This window comes from Microvirga sp. BF8, assembly GCF_059888585.1.
On sequence record NZ_CM187619.1, the window covers coordinates 2,102,953 to 2,123,089 of the forward strand.

A 20,137-nucleotide genomic window follows, 5' to 3' on the forward strand; every position below is an offset into this window, starting at 1 on the left:
GGCCTCACATTTCCGCTTCGCGGCCATCATTGGCGCGATGCATGGGCAGGAGAATTCGAAACGTCGTGCGGCGAGGCGCGGGATCGCATTCGACGATGCCGCCGTGATCGCCGACGATCTTGGCGACGAGGGCGAGGCCGAGACCACTGCCCTGCGCTTTCGTGGTCACGAACGGATCGAAGAGATCCGCCGCGAGGTCTCCAGGAATGCCGGGGCCGTTGTCCCCTACTGTCACCTCGATCGGCAGGCTGACCTTCTCACGCGCGCCCGGAACCTGGAGGCGCACGCCTGTGCGAAAAGCCGTAGACAGGACGATCTCGCCATCCGTCGCGTCTATGCCGATGGCCTCGGCAGCATTCTTTACAAGATTGAGAACGACCTGAACCAACTGGTCGCGATTGCCGAGCACTGGTGGCAGGGACGGATCGTAATTCTCGACGAAGCGGATATGGCGGGCGAAGCCCGACTGGGCGAGACGTTTCACGTGGTCAAGCACGCCATGGACATTCACGGGACCGCGCTCGACCGGCCTCTCCTCGCCGAACAGCTCCATGCGCTCGACGAGCTTCACGATCCGGTCGGTCTCGTCGCAGATCAGTCGCGTCAGCAGGCGGTCGTCATCGGCGGCGGACTGCTCAAGAAGCTGCGCGGCGCCGCGGATTCCAGACAGGGGATTCTTGATTTCGTGAGCAAGCATCGCGCCGAGGGCGGTAATGGAGCGCGCCGCGCCCCGATGGGTCAGCTGGCGGTCCATCTTATCGGCGATGGTCCGCTCCTGAAGCATCACGACCACGTCGTCGCTGCCGTCGCCCAACGGTGTCGCGAACACATCGACGATCCGTTCGGCCCCGATCCGGGGGCTGCCGATATCGACCCGGTGCTCGCTGACGCTGGAGCCCCTTTGCCGCACATCCTCGATCAAGCCCATGACCGGAGATCCGAAAGGGACAAGGTCGCCGAGCCGCTGGCGCTGCATCACCCGGAGGCTGATCTCGAAGAACGCCTCGGCTGCAGCATTCGCGTGCACAATCCGACCTTCCGATCCGACCGTCAGCACTGGCAGCGGCAAAGCGTTCATGATCAGGTCATTGATGGCCCCGCTCATCATCAGGCCGCCTCCCGGACCGGATCCGAGTAGAGGTCGCGGAGAATGGCCGCGACGGCTTTCGGATCGTCAGACGTGACAAGAGCCAATCGCAGATCGGACGGCACATGGAAGCCTGAACCCATGGCGACATCCGCATAGGCGGCAAGGTGCTTGCGTGCGTGGCGGATGCCGACCTGCTGACCGTAGAGGGAGAGCAGGCCCTCATAATGCTCCAGGGCCAGCTCGGCCCGGTTCGGCGGTGCAGGATCCGGGAGCGAGCGTCCTTCAAGGGCCGCGCCGATTTGGCCGACGAGCCAAGGGCGCCCCATTGCCGCCCGCCCGACCATCACCGCCTGGGCGCCGGACGCGGCGAGGCAGCGACGGGCATCGTCCAGCGAGCCGATATCGCCATTGGCGATCACCGGGATGGTCACGGCGCGTGAAACTGGCGCGATGGCGCTCCAATCCGCGCTGCCCTTGTAGAATTGCTGGCGCGTCCGTCCATGGACCGTCACCGCCTTGACGCCGATATCCTGAGCACGGCGCGCCAGATCAGCTGCGTTGAGGCTCGAATGGTCCCATCCGAGGCGCATCTTGACGGTCACAGGAACGCTTGCGGCCGCAACGCTCGCCTCGATCAGCCGGCAGGCATGATCGAGATCCCGCATCAGGGCCGAGCCGGCATAGCCACCGATCACGCGCTTCGCCGGGCATCCCATGTTGATATCGATGATGTCAGCGCCGGCTTCCTCGGCAACCCGGACGGCTCTCGCCATCCAGGCCGGTTCGCAGCCGGCCAGCTGCACGACGTGAGGCGCGATTCCCGATCCTTCCGCCCGCAGCCTCGCTTCCGACGAGCCTTGAACGAGTTCGTCGGAGGCGACCATCTCTGAAACAACGAGCCCGGCGCCCAGTCGCTTGGCAATCCGCCGGAAGACGGCGTCTGTTACGCCCGAGAGCGGCGCAAGCACGGCCGGCACGTCGACCGGGACGGCGCCGATGCGCAAGGGCTTATCGCCTATTTTTTGATCAAAATTCATTGTGCCTAATGAATAGCCAGAAATTGAGCCGATGCAAGATCCCCTGGGCGGTTTCCTGCGACCGAGAGCCATCGCCTTAGCAATCGCAGCAAACTTGCGTTATGACCGCGATATCCCGACGACATCCCTCTTATGGAGAATGCTCATCCGATGTCCGTAGCTGCCCTCATCGTCGCTGCCGGGCGCGGATCCCGGGCCGGAGACGGCCTGCCCAAGCAATACCGCGCACTCGCAGGGCGTCCGGTCCTGGCCCGGACGCTGCAGGTCTTTCTGTCGCACCCCGGCATTGCGCAGGTCATCGCCGCAATCCATCCAGACGATCGGGCACTCTACGACGCTTCGATCCAGGATATCTGTGAGGAGGGCCGACTGATGCCGCCCGTTGCCGGTGGCGCAACGCGACAGGATTCGGTCCGCCAGGGCCTGGAAGCACTCGAGGCCTCTCCTCCGGATATCGTTCTGGTTCACGACGCGGCGCGTCCCTTCATCGACACCGCCTTTATCGACCGGGCCATTACGGCGGGGCGCCAGTTCGAGGCAGCCGTCCCCGGGATCACGGTCACGGATACGATCAAGATTATCAACCCGGACCGCAAAGTCGTCGCCACGCCTGAGAGGGCGAGGCTCCGGGCGGTCCAGACGCCGCAGGTTTTCGAGTATGGCGCGCTGCTCAAGGCCCATCGAAAAGCTGTCGCGGCAGCCCTGAGCGGTTTTACCGATGACGGGGCGCTGGTGGAGTGGGCCGGGTTGCCCGTCCACGTCTTCGACGGCTATCCGCGCAATATCAAGCTGACGCACAATGCCGATTTCGTGACGGCCGAGAGGCACCTGCGCGAGGAACCCATGGCCTACCTGACCCGAGTCGGAACGGGATTCGATGTCCACGCCTTTTGCGAGGGCGAACATGTCTGGCTCGGTGGGATCAAGGTTCCACACGACAAGGGGGTCGTTGCGCATTCGGACGGCGATGTGATCCTCCATGCCCTGACCGATGCAATTCTCGGTGCACTGGCGGATGGCGACATCGGTACGCATTTTCCGCCGAGCGACCCGCAATGGCGGGGCGCGTCGTCGGATCGCTTCCTTGCCCATGCGGTCGGACTGGTGCGCGAGCGAGGCGGCATGGTCGATCATCTCGATACGACCCTCCTGTGCGAAAGGCCCCGTCTCGGCCCTTATCGGGAGGCGATGAGGCGACGCATCGCCGAGATCGCCGGCCTGCGGATCGATCAGGTCTCGCTCAAGGCAACCACGACCGAGAAGCTCGGCTTCACCGGCCGTGGCGAGGGCATTGCGGCCCAGGCCGCGGCCACGATCCGCCTTCCGGAGACATCTGAATGAGCCTCGATCTGCGGAGCCGCGCCGCCAGCCTCATCGCGGCCTACGCAGCGCGGAAATGGATGATCGCCACGGCCGAGTCCTGCACCGGCGGACTCGTGATCGGCCTACTGACCGAGATCGCGGGCTCCTCCGCCGTCGTCGAGCGTGGATTCGTTACGTATTCCAACGAAGCCAAGGTCGAGGCAATCGGTGTTCCCCTGGACCTGATCGCCGCCCATGGAGCGGTCAGCGAGCAAGTGGCCCGCGCCATGGCGGAGGGGGCGCTGGCCCGCTCCCATGCTCAGGTCGCAGTCGCGATTACCGGCATTGCCGGTCCTGGTGGCGGCAGCGCCGCCAAGCCCGTGGGCCTCGTCCATTTTGGACTTGCCCGCAGGGACGGCTCAACGATCCATCTGGAGCGCCGCTACGGCGATCTCGGACGTGAGGATGTCCGCCGTCATGCGGTCGAGGATGCGATCGGCCTGCTGGAGCAGGCGCTCGGCTGATCAGGCCTGCGCCAGGGAAGACGGGCGGTAGATCTCGTTCGCCCTTTCCTCGAATGCCTCTGCGAACTTCCGGAACGCCTTGTCGAATACGGCGCCCATCAGGACGCCAAGGGAAAAGCTCTTGAATTCATAATTGATGTAGAAATCCACGTCGCAGCCTGTCGGGGTCTCACGGAATGTCCAGCGGTTCTCCAGGAATTTGAAGGGACCGTCCACATACTCGACCTCGATGCGCAGGCGCGGATGGTCGAGCTCGACACGGCTGGTAAATCTCTCGCTGATTGCCTTGTAGCCAACGGTCATGTTGGCGACGAGGGTCTCGATCCCTTCCCCGCTCTGCACCCGGCGGACGATGCGTAGATCCTCGCAGAGGGGCACGAATTCCGGATAGCTTTCCACATCGGCCACGAGCGCGAACATCTGCGCGGGCGTGTGTTTCACCGATCGGGTGGAACGGAAGGACGGCATGTCAGGCAGCCTCTGCGAGCGTTGACGGCAAGCCTTGGGCGAAGGCCTCGACGTCGCGGGGGGAACGGAGAACGATGCAGGTCTGATCAGACCTCAGGCTACCGAGACGATGAAGGATCCCAGGCCGGACACGGGAAGGATAGGTCCAGATATCCTTGATGAAGGTCACATAGTCCCTGTTGAAATATTCAGGGCACCCCACGGCCAGATCAGGCCTTTCCTTCCGATAGTTGAGGATAAGGCGACGGAGAGCGCGGGACAGGCACAGCCAGTTCGGAAGGTCGAGCCAAATCACCATCGTCGCCCGGGCCAGCAGGCGACCCGACGGGTCGAAATATTCGCCGTCGAGAATCCAGGCAGGACGCTCGGCGAGTGTGGCCGCCCGCTCGTCCCAGGTCGCGTCGGGAGGCTTGACCCAGCCCGCTTGCCAATATTCCCGGTCGAGATGGACCGTCGGCAGATGCAAGGCCTCCGCGATGCGCCGGGCCAAGGTGGTCTTGCCCGCCCCCGGTGAGCCGATGACGAGGATCCGCCGCATCCCCGAAGCTCAAGCCCTGACGGTACCGAGGCGCGCAGCCTTGAGCTTTGCGAAATCCTCGCCCGCATGGTGGGACGACCGCGTCAGCGGGGTCGCCGAGACGAGGAGGAAGCCTTTTGCGTAGGCGGTGGTCTCGTAGGCCTTGAACTCGTCCGGGGTGACGAAGCGGATCACGGGATGGTGCTTCTTCGTCGGCTGGAGATACTGGCCGATGGTCATGAAATCCACATCTGCGGACCGCAGATCGTCCATGAGCTGGAGGACCTCGTTCCGTTCCTCGCCGAGACCAACCATGATGCCGGACTTGGTGAAGATCGTCGGATCGAGCTCCTTCACCTGCTGAAGCAGGCGAATTGAGTGGAAATACCGTGCCCCGGGGCGGACCTTCAGGTAGCGCGACGGCACCGTCTCCAGGTTGTGGTTGAACACGTCGGGCCTCGCCGCGACCACGACCTCGAGGGCACCCGGCTTTCGGAGGAAGTCGGGGGTCAGGACCTCGATGGTCGTCTTCGGCGAGCGGGCGCGGATCGCATGAATCACGTCCGCAAAGTGCTGCGCGCCGCCATCGCCGAGGTCGTCACGGTCGACGGAGGTGATGACCACGTGCTCGAGGCCGAGCTTTTCCACGGCCGTTGCAACATTCTCGGGCTCGCTCGGGTCGAGCGCCTGCGGCAGGCCGGTCTTCACGTTGCAGAAGGCACAGGCTCGCGTGCAGGTGTCGCCCATGATCATGAAGGTGGCGTGCTTCTTCTCCCAGCACTCGCCGATATTCGGACAGCCCGCCTCCTCACAGACCGTGACCAGGTTGTTGTCCCGTACGATCCTGTTGGTCTCGGCCCATTTCGGCGAGCCCGGCGCCTTCACACGAATCCAGTCCGGCTTGCGCTGCTGGACCGGCTGGTCCGGCCGATGCGCCTTTTCCGGGTGGCGGGGACGGTTGTCCTTGTTCAGAAGGTCGAGAACGACGGCCATGAAGCGTAAACCTTGAGCGCTGATCGAAGGCGGAAGGCGTATGCGGATGACTTAAGGGTTTCGTTGTCCTTTCGCAAATCCCGCAATGCATGGCTTGGCTGCGCGGAGGCGGTCAAGGAGGCTCCATGCTGCCGCTTGACTCACGCATAACCTGATAGTTATTGATTTCTTCAATAGCCAATGAGTTATGAGTCGAACGGCGCACCCTCAGGACATGGTTTTCAGAGCGCTTGCCGATCCGACCCGGCGGGCCATTTTCGAGCGGCTGTGCCGCGATGGAGAGCAGACGGTCGGGAGCCTGACGGCTCAGGCCGGAATCTCGCAGCCGGAGATCTGCGGCGCAAACTGAAGCCCAAGCTCGGGGGCGCCAAGCATGGGTGGCAGGGATTCCTTGCAGACCTGGAAAAGATCCTGGAACGAAAAGACTGAAGTCGCCGACAGGCAAGCTTCGTCAGATCGAAAGAACGGCGAGACATCATGAGACAAAACGGAAGTAAGGAAGCGGGTTCTCCATCTCAGATGATTGATGAGAAGATCAGGGAGTTGAGGGACTGGCGAGGCGAAATGCTCAGCCGGCTCCGAACGCTCATCAGGCAGGCCGCTCCCGAAGTGGTGGAGGAGTGGAAGTGGAGAGGGGTGCCGGTATGGTCGCATGCCGGAATGATCTGCACCGGTGAGACGTACAAGAATGTAGTGAAGATGACCTTCGCGAAGGGTGCCTCGCTGGACGATCCTTCGGGCCTCTTCAATGCCAGCCTCGAAGGCAATACCAGGCGCGCCATCGACTTTCATGAGGGTGACGAGATCGACGAACAGGCCTTGAAGGCGCTTATCCGCGCCGCCGCGGCGCTGAACGCGTCCTCGGCTGCCCGCCGACCGAGGAGTGCGTCGCCGCGCCCCAGTGCTTGAGCGATCGTGGACATCCCGAAGGATCGGATTGGAGCGTCGGACCAAAAGTGGCCTCCACTTCCGGAATCGAGCCGATGCTCATTTCCTCACCCGTGGCATCGCTTGTTGCTGGAAACTGATCCTCTGTTCACTGGCGCATTCCTTCCGGTCGCTGGAACGGAGCTACGGTTCTGCGCCATACGCCGGATGTCCGATCCCGGAACAACGGCATCTCCACGGCATCATGCGAGAGGCTGGCAGAGCGCGACGAGGTGGTTCCATAAGGCGCCTTCCCCAAGCACATGATGAGAGATGTGGAATTGCGCGGCTCGGATCTCGGCCAGTATTTCGTCGGCCGGCTTCAATGTCCGAAACGGCCGTCCTTGATCGACGAGTTGCCTGGTCCGCGGGTCGAAGCATCGCCGGACCTCGTCCGTCTTCGGCTCGCCGCACATCGTGCTGATCACGAAGACCCCGCCAGGGTCCAGGATACGTCTGATTTCCGCCAGGCACCGTGTTCTGTCGCGGCCGAGGAGGCAATGAAAGCAATTCCCGTCGATGACGAGGTCGAAGGCGGCCGACTCATAGAAGGGCATGGAATCCGCAGACCCCTGGCGGAAGCGCCCGGGCAGGCCTGCCTCCGCAAAGAGCTCCGTGGCCCAGGACACGGCCACTGCTGAAATATCGACGCCATCGATCTGATAGCCCTGCTCCGCGAAGAGCCGGGAAACCATCCCGTTTCCACAGCCGAGTTCGAGCAGGCGGGCGGGCGGGCGCGGAAAGGTCTCGAGCTTGCGGAGGACCGCGATGGACCTGCTCCAACCTTCACGACGGCGCGCGAAGCTCGGTCCACCCCATCCCTCCTCCCCCACCAGCCGGAGGCGGAGGTATTCGACCTCCGGATCGGCGACCATCCGGCCATCGAAGACGGTTTCAGACATGACGGTATCGGGATCGTGGGGAGTCGAGGGCGCCAGGATGACGCCCCAGGTCGTGTTCTATCAGGCTCGCGCGAATGCCCGTTCCGTCAAACGTGGATCACCCGGCCGTACGCGTCCAGCACGCTCTCGTGCATGGTCTCGGACAGGGTGGGATGCGGGAAGACGGCGTGGATCAGTTCTTCCTCGGTCGTCTCGAGATTCATGGCGATCACGAAGCCCTGGATCAGCTCGGTCACCTCCGCACCGACCATGTGCGCGCCGAGCAGCTGGCCGGTTTTCTTGTCGAAGATGGTCTTCACGAGCCCCTCCGGCTCGCCGAGCGCAATGGCCTTGCCGTTGCCAACGAACGGAAAACGGCCGACGCGGATGTCGTAGCCCTGCTCCTTCGCCTTTGCTTCAGTGAGACCGACCGAAGCGATCTGCGGGTTGCAATAGGTACAGCCGGGGATCTTGGCCTTGTCCATCGCGTGCGGGTGCAGCCCCTTGATGGTCTCGACACAGATAACGCCCTCGTGCTCCGCCTTGTGGGCGAGCATCGGCGGGCCGGCAACGTCGCCGATGGCGTAAATTCCAGGAACGCTGGTCCGGCCCAGACCGTCGGTGACGATGGTGCCGCGGTCGATCTTCACGCCGAGCTTTTCCAGGCCGAGATTCTCGATGTTGCCGACGACTCCGACCGCCGAGATCATTCGCTCGGCGGTGATCTCCTGGGTGCTCTTGCCATCGTCGATGGTGGCCGTGACAGAGTTCGCGCCCTTTGCCACCTTCGTGACCTTCGCGGCGGTGATGATCTTGATGCCCTGCTTCTCGAAGCGCCTGCGGGCGAACTTGGCGATCTCCTCATCCTCGACGGGGAGGATCTGCGGCATCACCTCGACCACGGTCACCTCGGCGCCCATGGTGCGATAGAAGGAGGCGAACTCGATGCCGATGGCGCCGGAACCCATGACGACAAGGGATTTCGGCATGGTCTGCGGAACCATGGCCTCGAAATAGGTCCAAATCAGCTTGCCGTCGGGCTCGATGCCCGGCAGGGCGCGCGGACGTGCTCCGGTGGCGACGATGATGTGCTTTGCCTGGTACGTGCCGGGATCGATAATGCCCTTCGGCGGAGGCGTCTGCGGCTGCATCGCCGGCTTCTTCGGCGCGGTGACGGTAACCTCACCGGGCTTGGAGATCGTCGCCTCGCCCCAGATGACATCGACCTTGTTCTTCTTCAGAAGGCCGCCGACGCCGTTGTTGAGCCGTCCCGAAACGCCGCGAGAGCGCTGCACCACGGCGGCAGCGTCGAAGCCGATCTTCTCCGCGGAGAGGCCGTAATCCTTGGCGTTCTCCATGTAGTGATAGATCTCCGCCGAGCGCAGCAGCGCCTTCGTCGGAATGCAGCCCCAGTTGAGGCAGATGCCGCCGAGATGCTCGCGCTCGACCACGGCCGTCTTGAACCCGAGCTGCGCCGCCCGGATCGCCGCCACATAGCCGCCCGGCCCGCCGCCGATGACGATGATGTCGTATTGGTTTGCCATGGTGTCTCCCGTGATGCCCGGGTTCGGCCCTGGCATCCACGCCTGTGCCGGGCCATGATGGAAAGTCGTGAATGGCCGGCACGACACCGGCCGTGACGGATTGCTTTAGACCAGCATCCCCATCGGATTCTCGATCAGCACCTTGAACGCCGCGAGCAGTTCCGCGCCGAGCGCGCCGTCGACGACCCGGTGGTCGCAGGACAGCGTCACGGTCATGGCCTGGACCACGGCGGGAGCGCCGCTCTTCACGACCACCCGCTGCTCGCCGGCACCGACGGCGAGGATCGTCCCCTGCGGCGGGTTGATGACGGCCTGGAAGTTCTTGATGCCGAACATGCCGAGGTTCGACACCGCGGTCGATCCGCCGGCATATTCCTCCGGCTTCAGGCGACGGCTGCGCGCGCGGGACGCGAGGTCCTTCATCTCGGCGGAGATGGCAGTCAGCGTCTTCTGCTCGGCCTTTCGGATCACGGGCGTGAACAGGCCGCCCTCGATGGCGACGGCGACACCCACATCGGAATGCTTCATCTTCAGGATGCGGTCTTCCGCCCACACGGCGTTGGCATTCGGAACCCGCTGAAGCGCGACGGCCAGCGCCTTGATGACGAAGTCGTTGACAGAGAGCTTGTAGGCGGGCTTCCCGTCCTTGTCCTTGGTGGCCGCGGCATTGATCTGCTCGCGCAGGGCCATGAGCGCGTCGAGTTCGCAATCGAGCGACAGGTAGAAATGCGGCACGGTCTGCTTGGACTCGACAAGCCGCTTGGCGATGGTCTTGCGCATGCCGTCGAGGGGAATCTCCTCATAGGTTCCCGCCTCGTACATGGCCTTGACCTGATCGGCTCCCATGCTCGGCGCCAGCTGCGGCGCGGCGGGCTGCGCTGCAGGCGCGCGGGCGGCAGGAGCAGCCGCGGCGGGTTTCGCCCCGCCGCCGGAGATGGCCGCGCGCACATCCTTCTCGACGATCCGGCCATGTGGTCCGGAGCCCTGGATGGAAGCGATATCGATGCCGCCCTCCTTCGCGATGCGCTTGGCGAGCGGCGAGGCGAAGATGCGGTTGCCCGCTGCTGGTGCAGGCGCGCTGGGTGTCGCCGGGGCCCGAGCGGGTGCCACCTGTGGACCGGGTGCGGGAGAGGCGGGCGCCGGCGCTTCCGCCTTCGGTGCCGGCGCGGCCTCCGCCTTCGGTGCGGGAGCGGCGGCAGCCGGCGCCGTCACGCTCTTGGGATCCTCGCCCTCGCCCGCGATCAGCGCGATCGGCTGGTTGACCGGCACGTCCGCGGTGCCCTCGGGCACCAGGATCTTGGCAAGGACGCCTTCGTCCACGGCCTCCACCTCCATGGTGGCCTTGTCGGTCTCGATTTCGGCGATCACGTCGCCGGACTTCACCGTGTCGCCTTCCTTCTTCACCCACTTGGCGAGGTTGCCTTTTTCCATGGTGGGCGACAGCGCAGGCATCAGGACATTGATGGGCATGGCGTTTGAGGATCCTGATCGAATTGAGGTTGGTTGAACCGTTTCGTCGTATCGGAGGCCGGTCTCCCAGCCTCCGCAATTCGCTAGTTGAGGGACTGGGTCGAACCGGGATCGGACGGATCCTCGAGCTCGGCCTGGATCCCGGCGACGATCTCCGCCATGGCCTCTTCCTCCGAATGCTCGGTTTCCATGGCATAGACCCGTGCCGCATGGCGGGCGAGATCGACGAGAAGGACGCCCCAGGTAAACGGATCGTCGAAGGCGCGGCGCAGCGCGATGCTCACCGCCCCTTCCGACACCGAAGCCCGCAGGATTTCGACGCCGCCCTTCTCGAGCGCATCGGGGGGAACGTTAAGGGCTTCGAATTTCCGTTCGGCCATGATGCTACCTGTAACAAACGGCCTTCGCCGCCTGGACCACCTCGGCCACCGACGGAAGCGCCAGCTTTTCGAGATTGGCAGCATACGGCATCGGCACATCCTTGCCTGTGATGCGGAGAACGGGCGCATCGAGATAGTCGAAGGCATGTTCCATGATCCGCGCGGCGATTTCAGCCCCGACGCCGGATTGCGGATAGCCCTCTTCCACGGTGATGCAGCGGCCCGTCTTCATGACGGAGGCGACGATCGTCTCGGTGTCCATGGGACGGATGGTGCGCAGGTCCACCACCTCGGCCTGGATGCCTTCCGCCTCGAGTTCCTGCGCCGCCTTGAGGGCGTAGGTCATGCCGATGCCAAAGGAGACGAGGGTCACGTCCTTGCCCTCACGATGAATGCGGGCCTTGCCGATGGGAACGGTGAAGTCGTCGAGCTTCGGAACCGGGAACGACTGACCGTAGAGGATCTCGTTCTCCAGGAAGATGACTGGGTTCGGATCGCGGATTGCGCTTTTCAGGAGGCCCTTCGCATCGGCCGCCGTATAGGGCATCACGACCTTGAGACCCGGGATGGCCGAGTACCATGCCGCATAATCCTGGCTGTGCTGCGCTGCCACCCGGGCCGCCGCACCGTTCGGGCCGCGAAACACGATGGGCGCGCCGAGCTGGCCGCCGGACATGTAGAGGGTCTTCGCCGCCGAATTGACGATCTGGTCGATGGCCTGCATGGCGAAGTTGAAGGTCATGAACTCGACGATGGGACGGAGCCCCGTGAAAGCCGCACCGACGCCGACGCCGGCGAAACCATGCTCGGTGATCGGAGTATCGATGACCCGCCGGGCGCCGAATTCCTGCAGCAGCCCTTGCGTGACCTTGTAGGCGCCCTGGTATTCGGCGACCTCCTCGCCCATGACGAAGACGGCCTCGTCCTTGCGCATTTCCTCGGCCATCGCGTCTCTCAGGGCCTCACGAACGGTCATGGTGACCATTTCGGTGCCTTCGGGAATTTCGGCCATGGCGTCGTAGCCGGTCCGGGTCGTGATGACTGCCGGCACCGCGGGGGCCGAAACGGGTACCTGCTCCGGACGGGCGGCGGGAGCAGGCCGATCCGCCATGTCTTCCGCCTGCATGTCCGGAGCCGGCGCAGGCTGCGCTGGAGCGGCAGGAGCAGAGACCAGATCGGGCATCTTCGCTTGAGCTGCAGCCGAGGCGAGATCCTCGCCCTCGGATGCCAGAACCGCGATGGGCGTATTCACGGCCACGTTGTCGGTACCATCCGAGACGAGGATCTTGGCGAGGACACCCTCGTCGATCGCTTCGACCTCCATGGTCGCCTTGTCGGTTTCGATCTCCGCGAGGACATCGCCCGGTTTTACCGGATCGCCCTCTTTCTTCAGCCACTTGGCCAGCTTGCCTTGCTCCATGGTGGGAGAAAGAGCGGGCATCAGAATATCAATCGCCATGGAAGACTCTTGTGTGATTGTCGCTGCGGCGAACCCCGGCGGCGCTTAGTGCGCCGGCTCGAGGAGGATGTCGGTATAGAGTTCCGATGGATCGGGCTCGGGGTCGTGCGTGGCGAATTCGGCCGCCTCGTTCACGATCTCGCGCACCTTGCTGTCCATGGCCTTGAGTTCGTCCTCGGACAGTTTCCAGCTCTCCAGGAGACGCCGGCGCACCTGCTCGATGGGATCGTGCTCCTCGCGCATACGGGCGACCTCGTCCTTGGTCCGATACTTCGCCGGATCGGACATGGAATGGCCGCGGTAGCGATATGTCTGCATCTCGAGGATATACGGCCCCTTGCCCGAGCGGGCATAGTCGACCGCCCGCTGACCCGCTGCATAGACGGCGCGCACATCCATGCCGTCGACCTTCTCGCCGGGAATGTTGAATGACGCGCCGCGCTTGGAGAAGTCGGTCTGCGCCGAGGCACGGGTCACCGCCGTGCCCATGGCATAGCGGTTGTTCTCGATTACGTACACGACGGGGAGCTTCCACAGCTCGGCCATGTTGAAGCTTTCGTAGACCTGGCCCTGGTTCGCAGCGCCGTCGCCGAAATATGTCAGGCAGACGCTGTCGTTCTCCCGGTAGCGGTTGGCAAATGCAATCCCTGTGCCGAGGGAGACCTGCGCTCCGACGATGCCATGGCCGCCATAGAAATGCTTCTCTTTCGAGAACATGTGCATGGAGCCGCCCTTGCCTTTCGACAGGCCGCCGCGCCGTCCCGTGAGCTCGGCCATGACGCCCTTGGGATCCATGCCGCTGGCCAGCATGTGCCCGTGATCCCGATAGCCGGTGATCACCTGGTCGCCTTCCTTCGTCGCCATCTGCATGCCGACGACGACCGCCTCCTGGCCGATATACAGGTGGCAGAAGCCGCCGATCAGGCCCATGCCGTACATCTGGCCGGACTTTTCCTCGAAGCGGCGGATCAGGAGCATTTCACGATAGGCGTGAAGGTCCTGGTCTTTTTCGAATTGGGGGGAATTAAGAGCAGCTTGCCTTGCCGAGCTCTTGGGAGTGGACTTGTTGGCCGCGCCTGATCCAGCGCGGCCCGCCTTGCGGGCTGCAACAGCCATCGGGTCCTCCGAAGGGTTTCCTCGACGAAAGTTCTAGCGCAGTCGGAATCGGAAAGCGAGAGGGCCAAAAATGCGTTTCATTACAACAGTGAATGAACCAACGCGATGAAATATCTAACTAATCCGCGATCAACTAGAATTCAGTTAAGCGGAAATTATGGCTTGGTCTCGTCGTTTCCGAGGATGATTACGAGATCGTTGCGGTGCACACGACCCAGAACCGTGCGGGCACGTTCCTCGAGCAGATCGCGGTCGATCTGATCGTTTCGAAGGAGGGCGATGCGCCGTTCCCAATCGCCCCGCTCCGTCTTCACGGCGTTGAGCTCCTTCGTAAGCTCTTCGGCCTGAGCCTCGTAATGCTCCCGAGCCTCGAATCCACGCGCACCGCTATGGGCATGATGAACGAAATAGCCGGCCACCGCTGCCGAGATGCTGTAGAGCACCAGCGGAATCAGAATCCTACGTGCGCGTCTGCGAATAACCATGGCGAATCTTTACACCACCATGGTTAAGGAGGCGTTGAGGGCGTGCGACCGCAGAAGCATCCCGTCGTCCCTCGCGAAATTCGGGCACCGTCTCATCATCCTTCCGGCACCGCACAGAGAGTGCCCGACCCGCCGCGCCCGCACCTCCGTTGCGTGCTGGAGACATCTTAGAGACGCGGCGGGCGTGAGCATGAACCCCTGTCATTCCGGTGTGGCACAGCGGCGCCTGGAACCCACACCCTCTATCGCTTCAAGATACTGCGCAGCGGATACCGTAGCTCTCTACGCGCGACGCGGGTGGTTGTGGGTCTCCCTGCTCCGCGCTGCCTCGGAATGACAGGAGAAATGACCGGAGAGCGAAATCGTCCCGGCCTTGCGCTGGGAATCCGCGCGTTTGCAGCGTTCCGGTGAAGGTCGCGCTTTGCGGGATGCGCCGCCCCCCCGCGGAGAGAAGCGCGACACGCATCATGGGTCCCGGGGCATGTGGTCGGAGGCAGAGGAAGAACTCGGCCCGGTTCAGGCCAGAGCCCTCAGTGCCGCGCGGCCCGCGTAGCGTGCCTGCTCTCCGAGCTCCTCCTCGATGCGGATGAGCTGGTTGTACTTTGCAAGTCTGTCCGAGCGGGCAAGGGAACCGGTCTTGATCTGCCCGCAATTCGTGGCGACGGCGAGGTCGGCAATCGTCGAGTCCTCGGTCTCGCCCGAACGATGGGACATCACTGCGGTGTAACCGGCGCGCTGCGCCATGTCGACGGCAGCGAGGGTCTCGGTAAGGGTGCCGATCTGGTTGACCTTCACCAGAAGCGAATTGCCCACGCCCTTCCTGATGCCATCCGAGAGGCGGTCCACATTCGTGACGAACAGATCGTCGCCGACGAGCTGGCACTTGGCGCCAATGAGGTCGGTGAGAAGCTTCCAGCCCTCCCAGTCGTCTTCGGCCATGCCATCCTCGATCGAGGCGATGGGATACGCGCTCACGAGCTGAGCGAGATACTCGGCCTGCTCCTGAGGATTGCGCTTTTTGCCTTCACCTTCATAAACATAAGAGCCGTTCTTGAAGAATTCGGTCGAAGCACAGTCCAGGCCGATGACCATGTCCTGGCCCGGCTTGTAGCCGGCCTTCTCGATGGATTTCATCACGAAGTCGAGGGCGGCCTCGGCGCTCGGCAGGTTTGGGGCAAATCCGCCCTCGTCGCCCACGTTGGTGTTGTGCCCGGCGTCCTTCAGGGACTTCTTGAGAGTATGGAACACCTCGGCGCCCATGCGGACTGCTTCCGACAGGGTCGGAGCGCCCACCGGCATGATCATGAATTCCTGGAAGTCGATCGGGTTGTCGGCATGGGCACCGCCATTGATGATGTTCATCATCGGCACCGGCAAAACCCGCGCCTGGGTTCCGCCCACATACCGGTAGAGCGGCAGGGTGACGGCGTCGGCGGCGGCCTTCGCAACGGCCAGGGACACGCCGAGGATGGCGTTGGCGCCGAGCCTGGACTTGTTGGGCGTACCGTCCAGTTCGATCATCGACTCGTCGATAAGGACCTGCTCCTCCGCATCGAGGCCGCCGATGGCATCCAGGATCTCGTTGTTCACGGCATCGATGGCCTTCGTGACACCCTTGCCGAGATAGCGCGCCTTGTCGCCGTCACGCAGTTCGACCGCCTCATGGGCGCCGGTGGACGCGCCCGAGGGAACCGCCGCGCGGCCCATGGAGCCGTCTTCCAGTGTCACGTCCACCTCGACCGTCGGATTGCCCCGGCTGTCGAGAATTTCGCGTGCGTGAATGTCGATGATGGCGGTCATGAACGAGCTCCTGAAAAGGCGAAAGGTGCGGCCTCACGTCATGACACGGCTTATTGACCGAAACGCGCAGGTGGGCAAGGACGAGGAAGCGTTTCAACACGAGACATCCAAGGTCAATTGCGGTGACGGATCAGAACCTCCAGCTCGGTCATGCGACCGCCCTGCCCCATTCCCCTGAGGAAGCCAAGCTCGACCGGGTGCCCAATCCCCACCAAGACACCGACTATCTGGCGCGGTTCACGGTGCCCGAGTTCACCTCGCTCTGCCCGGTCACCGGCCAGCCGGACTTTGCCATCCTCGTGATCGACTACGTTCCGGGTCCCTGGCTGGTCGAATCGAAGTCCCTGAAGCTCTACATGCACAGCTTCCGCAACCACGGTGCCTTTCACGAGGACTGCACGGTTGCCATCGGCAAGCGCCTCGCAGCTCTCCTCGAGCCGCGTTTCCTGAGAATTGGCGGGTATTGGTATCCCCGCGGGGGCATTCCCATCGATGTATTCTGGCAGACCGGCGAGATCCCGAAGAACCTGTGGCTGCCCGACCAGGGTGTCGCGCCCTATCGGCCGCGGGTTTGAAACCGGGGCAGCATGAGGACGACCGACGCCGTCAGGCCGACGCAGAGAATGACGGCGGCGGCAATCGATGTCGAGGCCGTCAGTCCGATATGGCGCAGGCCAAATCCCATAAAGACAACGCCGAGGGCCTGCCCTACGAAGAACGAGAAGGCGTGAAGGGCAACGGCCGAGGCCCTTGCGGCCGGAGCGACCTCGGTCACCTGGGCCTGGAAGGTGTTGTGCAGCATGTAGAAGCCCAGACCCATCAGCATGAGCGACGCGCCGTAGAGCTTCCAGTCGGCCGTCAGGCCGAGTGCGATCAGCGCAAGGCACGCGAAGACTCCCCCGACGACCAGGAGCCGGGAGATGCCGAGGGTCCGCAGCAGCCAGCTGACGAGCACGGAATAGACGAGCCCGCCGATGGCGAAGCCGCCGATGGCGAAACCGGCCTGCGCCGCGCCACCGCCGCCGCTCTCCTCCAGAAGAGGCGCGATATAGGGGAAAATGCCGAAAATGGCCGTGGCTTCCACGAAGACGAAGCCGAACAGCGCGAGCGCCCGGGGATTGGACAGAATGTCCCGGTAGCGCAGAAGCGCGGCGCCCATATCGAACTGCCCACCGGACGGTGCGTTCCGGAAGCCGACCACCGTGGCGGCCAGCGCGGCCGCCATCATGGTGGTCGACAGCACGAAGACACCGCGCCAACCGACGAACTCGGCGATGAGCCCCGCGAAAGACGAGCCCGCAAGCTGTCCCATGATCACGGCGACGAGATAGCGGCTGAGGGCGACTTGGCGCTGGGCCATCTCCACCCGGTCGCCGATCAGTGCAATGGAGAGCGGAACGGCTCCGCCGGCGGCCGTTCCCGCGATGATGCGCAGGGCGAACAGGGCCGTCACGTTCGGGGCGACGACGGACCCCGCGAGCGCCAGGAAGAGCAGCGCGAGCGCCACCTTCATCACCCGTTCCTTGCCCAGGGCATCGCCAACGGGGCCAAGGATCGGCTGGATGAAGGCATAGGGCAGCGCGAAGGCGGCGGACAGAAGGGCGATGGTCTGCGGGTCGGAAGCGAAATCGCGCGCGATGATCCCCACCATCGGCTCGACGGCACGGGAGGAGAACGTTCCGGCAAAGCCACTGACGGCGAGAATCCGGATCAGATTGCGGGACGACATGGCGCTCGGGAACGATGAGGGCGGCAGAGGGTAGAAGCCTTGCCCCTTAGCATGATCGTCTCCGGGGAGAGAGGGCGGGCGACGCGCACCTGCCCTCGTCAAAAAGCATGAATGGGCCTCAGGCCAGGGCAGACTTCGTCAGGGCATCATAGGCCTTCAGCTGCGCCAGCAGTGCTTCCATCTCCCTCAGGGGCACCATGTTCGGGCCGTCGGAAGGAGCCTTGTCGGGGTCCTGATGGGTCTCGATGAAGACGCCGGCGACGCCGACGGCGACCGCTGCCCGCGCCAGAACCGGCACGAACTCCCGCTGGCCGCCGGACGTTGCGCCCTTTCCGCCGGGTTGCTGCACGGAATGCGTGGCATCGAAGATCACGGGAGCGCCGGTCTCGGCCATGATAGGCAGGGCCCGCATATCGGAGACGAGCGTATTGTATCCGAACGACACGCCTCGCTCGGTCAACATGACGTTGGGATTGCCGGCGGCCGTGACCTTGGCGGCCACATTCGCCATGTCCCAGGGGGCAAGGAACTGCCCCTTCTTCACATTCACCACGCGCCCGGTCTTGGCGGCTGCGATCAGCAGATCGGTCTGGCGGCACAGGAAGGCCGGGATCTGGAGCACGTCCACCACCTCGCCCACTGGCGCACACTGGTCGTTCTCGTGCACGTCGGTGAGGACGGGAAGGCCGAGCTTCTCCTTAACCTCTGCGAAGATTGACAGGGCCTTGTCGAGTCCGATGCCGCGGGCGCTGGCGATCGAGGTCCGGTTGGCCTTGTCGAAGGAGGACTTATAGACCAGCCCGATTCCGAGCTTTGTCGTGATCTCCTTCAGCGCCGACGCCATCTCAAGCGCATGCTCACGGCTTTCCATGGCGCAGGGCCCAGCAATGATGCTGAGCGGGAGGCGATTGCCAAAACGGACTGGACCGGCCTGGACGATCGCGGGCGACGGGGTGTGGGGCATCGTGTCGTTCATGAGCCGTCCCCTACTCTCTTTCGGGCGACGAGGCAAAGCCGAGATGCATCATGGTCATTCCGGTATGGCAGACGCGACTCAGAACGTCATCGCCGCGGCGTTGATAATGCCTGCCGAGAGGGATGCCGCGCCGAGGAACAGCGCCGCCGCCATCTCACCGGCGGCAATGCGCTGGGACAGGTTCGGCATGACAATGCGCACGAGCCAGTACACGACGATCTGCACCGCCAGGGCCACGAGACCCCAGATCAGGCAATCGACAATGGTCTGGGCATGGACGATGGCGCTGGCGAGCGGCAGGGCGAAGCCGACGAGGCTGAAGCCGAGCGATGTCGCGGCCGAGATCACGTTCTGCCGGATGAGGGCGAACTCATTATGCATCGTCGCCACGGTATAGATGGCGAGATAGAGCGCCACAAGCACGGTGGCGATGACGAAGAAAATCAGGAAATCGGGCAGGCCCGCCAGAGAGGTAGCCATGATCTGTCCCCCTTGGATCATGTTTATGTGCAGCCCGGATCCGGGCCGATTCGCTGCTTATATTACGTTGCCTCGAAGGCGATCGCGACGCCCATCGCGGCGCTGGCGGGAACGACGAGGCGGGTGCCGATCTGTGCGAAAGGGATCTCCGCCGCTTCGAACCATTTCGCCTGCCGCAGGATGTCGTCGATACGGACTGTAAAGGCCACGAAAGAAGGCTCGTTCATCTCGGCCTCGACCGATCCGTAGGCCTCGCCCGCATCGTCGGGCGTCATCACGTCGAGATGCGAGCCCGCCAGGCGATAGGACAGGTCGTGCAGGGCCGGCCGGACCGGCTTTTCTCCCGTGAAGGCTGAGAGAAACCGCTCGTAATGGTCCGGATCCGGCATGGACAGAGCGACGACGGCCACGTCCTCGGCCTTGTTGTCATGCGCCTGGAAAGCGGGATTCCAGAAATTTTCCGGATAATGCTGCTGGCAGACGAAAAACCCGGCACGCGGCGCCCGCGGAGCCTCGGCAAAGGCGAGCGTGAAGGCCACATGGACTTCCGAACCGTCCGGCCGCAGCCCCTTCCGTTCGAAGAAGAACGGCTCGAAGGCGCCGATGCCAGCCGCCGCGAAGGTTGCCGCGTCGGCTCTCGAATCCGCCGAGTCGAGCACCAGCATCGCCAGGCCTTCGCGGCTCTGGAGATAGTCTCGGACGAAAGCACCGAAGCTGAAGGCTTGCTCGGCGTGCGGCGCGATCTCCGCCCCCTCCCCGACCGTGATCAGTTCGATGAACGAGGAACGGAACTGGATGATCCGGTTCTCGGTGCCCCAGGGATGCCGGTTGCGCGCGCCGACCTGAAAGCCGAGGCGCTTGTAGAAAGCGGCGGCCCGGTCGAGATCGCGGACGGCAACCACGAGATGGTCGATGCGCCGGCTCATGTTGTGCTTCCAAGCTGCCGCGGAGGGTGGAAA

At 63.8% G+C, this 20,137-nt stretch carries 21 protein-coding genes and 1 pseudogene; 5 read left to right on the forward strand and 17 right to left on the reverse strand.

Annotated elements, in window-relative coordinates:
* Positions 1–4 precede the first annotated feature (4 nt).
* Both AC522E_RS10085 and dusB read right to left on the reverse strand, forming a co-directional pair.
* Positions 5–1,108, reverse strand: a complete 1,104-nt coding sequence (locus AC522E_RS10085; RefSeq protein WP_500750298.1) for a two-component system sensor histidine kinase NtrB — start codon at positions 1,106–1,108, stop codon at positions 5–7.
* The gene (dusB, locus tag AC522E_RS10090) at positions 1,108–2,127 is read right to left on the reverse strand and encodes a tRNA dihydrouridine synthase DusB (protein ID WP_500750300.1); all 1,020 of its coding nucleotides are present in this window, start codon (positions 2,125–2,127) and stop codon (positions 1,108–1,110) included. The genes AC522E_RS10085 and dusB overlap by 1 nt, the downstream gene beginning before the upstream one ends.
* 150 nt (positions 2,128–2,277) lie before the next feature.
* Between dusB and AC522E_RS10095 the strand changes: the two genes are divergently transcribed.
* Both AC522E_RS10095 and AC522E_RS10100 read left to right on the forward strand, forming a co-directional pair.
* Complete coding sequence (locus tag AC522E_RS10095) at positions 2,278–3,468, forward strand: bifunctional 2-C-methyl-D-erythritol 4-phosphate cytidylyltransferase/2-C-methyl-D-erythritol 2,4-cyclodiphosphate synthase (protein ID WP_500750301.1); 1,191 nt, start codon at positions 2,278–2,280, stop codon at positions 3,466–3,468.
* Positions 3,465–3,953, forward strand: coding sequence for a CinA family protein (locus AC522E_RS10100; RefSeq protein WP_500750302.1), 489 nt, complete (start codon positions 3,465–3,467; stop codon positions 3,951–3,953). The genes AC522E_RS10095 and AC522E_RS10100 overlap by 4 nt, the downstream gene beginning before the upstream one ends.
* Here AC522E_RS10100 and AC522E_RS10105 read toward each other — a convergent pair whose 3' ends face one another.
* Genes AC522E_RS10105 through lipA form a run of 3 tightly spaced genes read right to left on the reverse strand, consistent with a single transcriptional unit; the run spans position 3,954 to position 5,931 of the window.
* Complete coding sequence (locus tag AC522E_RS10105; RefSeq protein ID WP_500750304.1) at positions 3,954–4,421, reverse strand: type II toxin-antitoxin system RatA family toxin; 468 nt, start codon at positions 4,419–4,421, stop codon at positions 3,954–3,956.
* Between the two features lies 1 nt (position 4,422).
* The gene (locus tag AC522E_RS10110; protein WP_500750305.1) at positions 4,423–4,959 is read right to left on the reverse strand and encodes an AAA family ATPase; all 537 of its coding nucleotides are present in this window, start codon (positions 4,957–4,959) and stop codon (positions 4,423–4,425) included.
* Positions 4,960–4,968: 9 nt separating this feature from the next.
* Positions 4,969–5,931 (reverse strand): lipoyl synthase, encoded by a 963-nt coding sequence (gene lipA, locus AC522E_RS10115; protein WP_500750306.1) that lies wholly within the window; start codon positions 5,929–5,931, stop codon positions 4,969–4,971.
* Positions 5,932–6,118: 187 nt separating this feature from the next.
* On the opposite strand from lipA, the pseudogene AC522E_RS10120 reads away from it, so the two are divergent.
* Together AC522E_RS10120 and AC522E_RS10125 are read left to right on the forward strand one after the other, a co-directional pair.
* Positions 6,119–6,265: pseudogene (locus AC522E_RS10120) on the forward strand (ArsR/SmtB family transcription factor); the annotation flags it as partial.
* 143 nt (positions 6,266–6,408) lie between these two features.
* Entirely contained in the window at positions 6,409–6,840 is a 432-nt protein-coding gene (locus tag AC522E_RS10125) for a DUF1801 domain-containing protein (RefSeq protein ID WP_500750307.1), read from the forward strand.
* 221 nt (positions 6,841–7,061) lie between these two features.
* On the opposite strand, the gene AC522E_RS10130 is transcribed toward AC522E_RS10125, so the two are convergent.
* The 8 genes from AC522E_RS10130 to eno form a co-directional block, all read right to left on the reverse strand.
* Positions 7,062–7,760: a class I SAM-dependent methyltransferase gene (locus AC522E_RS10130; protein ID WP_500750308.1), complete on the reverse strand. Its 699-nt coding sequence runs from the start codon at positions 7,758–7,760 to the stop codon at positions 7,062–7,064.
* Positions 7,761–7,846: 86 nt separating this feature from the next.
* Positions 7,847–9,283 carry a dihydrolipoyl dehydrogenase gene (gene lpdA / locus AC522E_RS10135; RefSeq protein WP_500750309.1) on the reverse strand — a complete coding sequence of 479 codons (1,437 nt, stop codon included), beginning with the start codon at positions 9,281–9,283 and terminating at the stop codon, positions 7,847–7,849.
* 105 nt (positions 9,284–9,388) lie between these two features.
* Positions 9,389–10,753, reverse strand: a complete 1,365-nt coding sequence (locus tag AC522E_RS10140; RefSeq protein WP_500750310.1) for a pyruvate dehydrogenase complex dihydrolipoamide acetyltransferase — start codon at positions 10,751–10,753, stop codon at positions 9,389–9,391.
* Positions 10,754–10,836: 83 nt separating this feature from the next.
* On the reverse strand, positions 10,837–11,133 hold the full coding sequence (locus AC522E_RS10145; RefSeq protein ID WP_500750311.1) for a DUF5076 domain-containing protein: 297 nt from the start codon (positions 11,131–11,133) through the stop codon (positions 10,837–10,839).
* Positions 11,134–11,137: 4 nt separating this feature from the next.
* Positions 11,138–12,592 (reverse strand): pyruvate dehydrogenase complex E1 component subunit beta, encoded by a 1,455-nt coding sequence (locus AC522E_RS10150; protein ID WP_500750312.1) that lies wholly within the window; start codon positions 12,590–12,592, stop codon positions 11,138–11,140.
* A 45-nt stretch (positions 12,593–12,637) separates the two neighbouring features.
* The gene (pdhA, locus tag AC522E_RS10155) at positions 12,638–13,708 is read right to left on the reverse strand and encodes a pyruvate dehydrogenase (acetyl-transferring) E1 component subunit alpha (RefSeq protein ID WP_500750313.1); all 1,071 of its coding nucleotides are present in this window, start codon (positions 13,706–13,708) and stop codon (positions 12,638–12,640) included.
* Between the two features lie 155 nt (positions 13,709–13,863).
* Positions 13,864–14,193 (reverse strand): FtsB family cell division protein, encoded by a 330-nt coding sequence (locus tag AC522E_RS10160; RefSeq protein WP_500750314.1) that lies wholly within the window; start codon positions 14,191–14,193, stop codon positions 13,864–13,866.
* A 516-nt stretch (positions 14,194–14,709) separates the two neighbouring features.
* Positions 14,710–15,993, reverse strand: a complete 1,284-nt coding sequence (gene eno / locus AC522E_RS10165) for a phosphopyruvate hydratase (protein ID WP_500750315.1) — start codon at positions 15,991–15,993, stop codon at positions 14,710–14,712.
* Positions 15,994–16,115: 122 nt separating this feature from the next.
* Between eno and queF the strand changes: the two genes are divergently transcribed.
* Positions 16,116–16,568: a preQ(1) synthase gene (gene queF / locus AC522E_RS10170; RefSeq protein ID WP_500750316.1), complete on the forward strand. Its 453-nt coding sequence runs from the start codon at positions 16,116–16,118 to the stop codon at positions 16,566–16,568.
* Here queF and AC522E_RS10175 read toward each other — a convergent pair.
* The 4 genes from AC522E_RS10175 to AC522E_RS10190 all read right to left on the reverse strand — a co-directional run bounded on the left by AC522E_RS10175 (position 16,550) and on the right by AC522E_RS10190 (position 20,104).
* Entirely contained in the window at positions 16,550–17,722 is a 1,173-nt protein-coding gene (locus AC522E_RS10175) for an MFS transporter (protein WP_500750317.1), read from the reverse strand. The genes queF and AC522E_RS10175 overlap by 19 nt on opposite strands.
* 118 nt (positions 17,723–17,840) lie before the next feature.
* On the reverse strand, positions 17,841–18,686 hold the full coding sequence (gene kdsA / locus AC522E_RS10180; RefSeq protein ID WP_500750646.1) for a 3-deoxy-8-phosphooctulonate synthase: 846 nt from the start codon (positions 18,684–18,686) through the stop codon (positions 17,841–17,843).
* Positions 18,687–18,776: 90 nt separating this feature from the next.
* Positions 18,777–19,178, reverse strand: a complete 402-nt coding sequence (locus AC522E_RS10185; protein WP_500750319.1) for a DUF350 domain-containing protein — start codon at positions 19,176–19,178, stop codon at positions 18,777–18,779.
* A gap of 62 nt (positions 19,179–19,240) precedes the next feature.
* Entirely contained in the window at positions 19,241–20,104 is an 864-nt protein-coding gene (locus tag AC522E_RS10190; RefSeq protein WP_500750321.1) for a VOC family protein, read from the reverse strand.
* Between the last annotated feature and the right edge of the window lie 33 nt (positions 20,105–20,137).

Bases quoted from the DNA above. Each gene is read 5' to 3' on its own strand.
- AC522E_RS10085 (WP_500750298.1), bottom strand. From the start codon at position 1,108: ATGATGAGCGGGGCCATCAATGACCTGATCATGAACGCTTTGCCGCTG.
- dusB (WP_500750300.1), bottom strand. From the start codon at position 2,127: ATGAATTTTGATCAAAAAATAGGCGATAAGCCCTTGCGCATCGGCGCC.
- AC522E_RS10095 (WP_500750301.1), top strand. From the start codon at position 2,278: ATGTCCGTAGCTGCCCTCATCGTCGCTGCCGGGCGCGGATCCCGGGCC.
- AC522E_RS10100 (WP_500750302.1), top strand. From the start codon at position 3,465: ATGAGCCTCGATCTGCGGAGCCGCGCCGCCAGCCTCATCGCGGCCTAC.
- AC522E_RS10105 (WP_500750304.1), bottom strand. From the start codon at position 4,421: ATGCCGTCCTTCCGTTCCACCCGATCGGTGAAACACACGCCCGCGCAG.
- AC522E_RS10110 (WP_500750305.1), bottom strand. From the start codon at position 4,959: ATGCGGCGGATCCTCGTCATCGGCTCACCGGGGGCGGGCAAGACCACC.
- lipA (WP_500750306.1), bottom strand. From the start codon at position 5,931: ATGGCCGTCGTTCTCGACCTTCTGAACAAGGACAACCGTCCCCGCCAC.
- AC522E_RS10125 (WP_500750307.1), top strand. From the start codon at position 6,409: ATGAGACAAAACGGAAGTAAGGAAGCGGGTTCTCCATCTCAGATGATT.
- AC522E_RS10130 (WP_500750308.1), bottom strand. From the start codon at position 7,760: ATGTCTGAAACCGTCTTCGATGGCCGGATGGTCGCCGATCCGGAGGTC.
- lpdA (WP_500750309.1), bottom strand. From the start codon at position 9,283: ATGGCAAACCAATACGACATCATCGTCATCGGCGGCGGGCCGGGCGGC.
- AC522E_RS10140 (WP_500750310.1), bottom strand. From the start codon at position 10,753: ATGCCCATCAATGTCCTGATGCCTGCGCTGTCGCCCACCATGGAAAAA.
- AC522E_RS10145 (WP_500750311.1), bottom strand. From the start codon at position 11,133: ATGGCCGAACGGAAATTCGAAGCCCTTAACGTTCCCCCCGATGCGCTC.
- AC522E_RS10150 (WP_500750312.1), bottom strand. From the start codon at position 12,592: ATGGCGATTGATATTCTGATGCCCGCTCTTTCTCCCACCATGGAGCAA.
- pdhA (WP_500750313.1), bottom strand. From the start codon at position 13,708: ATGGCTGTTGCAGCCCGCAAGGCGGGCCGCGCTGGATCAGGCGCGGCC.
- AC522E_RS10160 (WP_500750314.1), bottom strand. From the start codon at position 14,193: ATGGTTATTCGCAGACGCGCACGTAGGATTCTGATTCCGCTGGTGCTC.
- eno (WP_500750315.1), bottom strand. From the start codon at position 15,993: ATGACCGCCATCATCGACATTCACGCACGCGAAATTCTCGACAGCCGG.
- AC522E_RS10175 (WP_500750317.1), bottom strand. From the start codon at position 17,722: ATGTCGTCCCGCAATCTGATCCGGATTCTCGCCGTCAGTGGCTTTGCC.
- kdsA (WP_500750646.1), bottom strand. From the start codon at position 18,686: ATGCCCCACACCCCGTCGCCCGCGATCGTCCAGGCCGGTCCAGTCCGT.
- AC522E_RS10185 (WP_500750319.1), bottom strand. From the start codon at position 19,178: ATGGCTACCTCTCTGGCGGGCCTGCCCGATTTCCTGATTTTCTTCGTC.
- AC522E_RS10190 (WP_500750321.1), bottom strand. From the start codon at position 20,104: ATGAGCCGGCGCATCGACCATCTCGTGGTTGCCGTCCGCGATCTCGAC.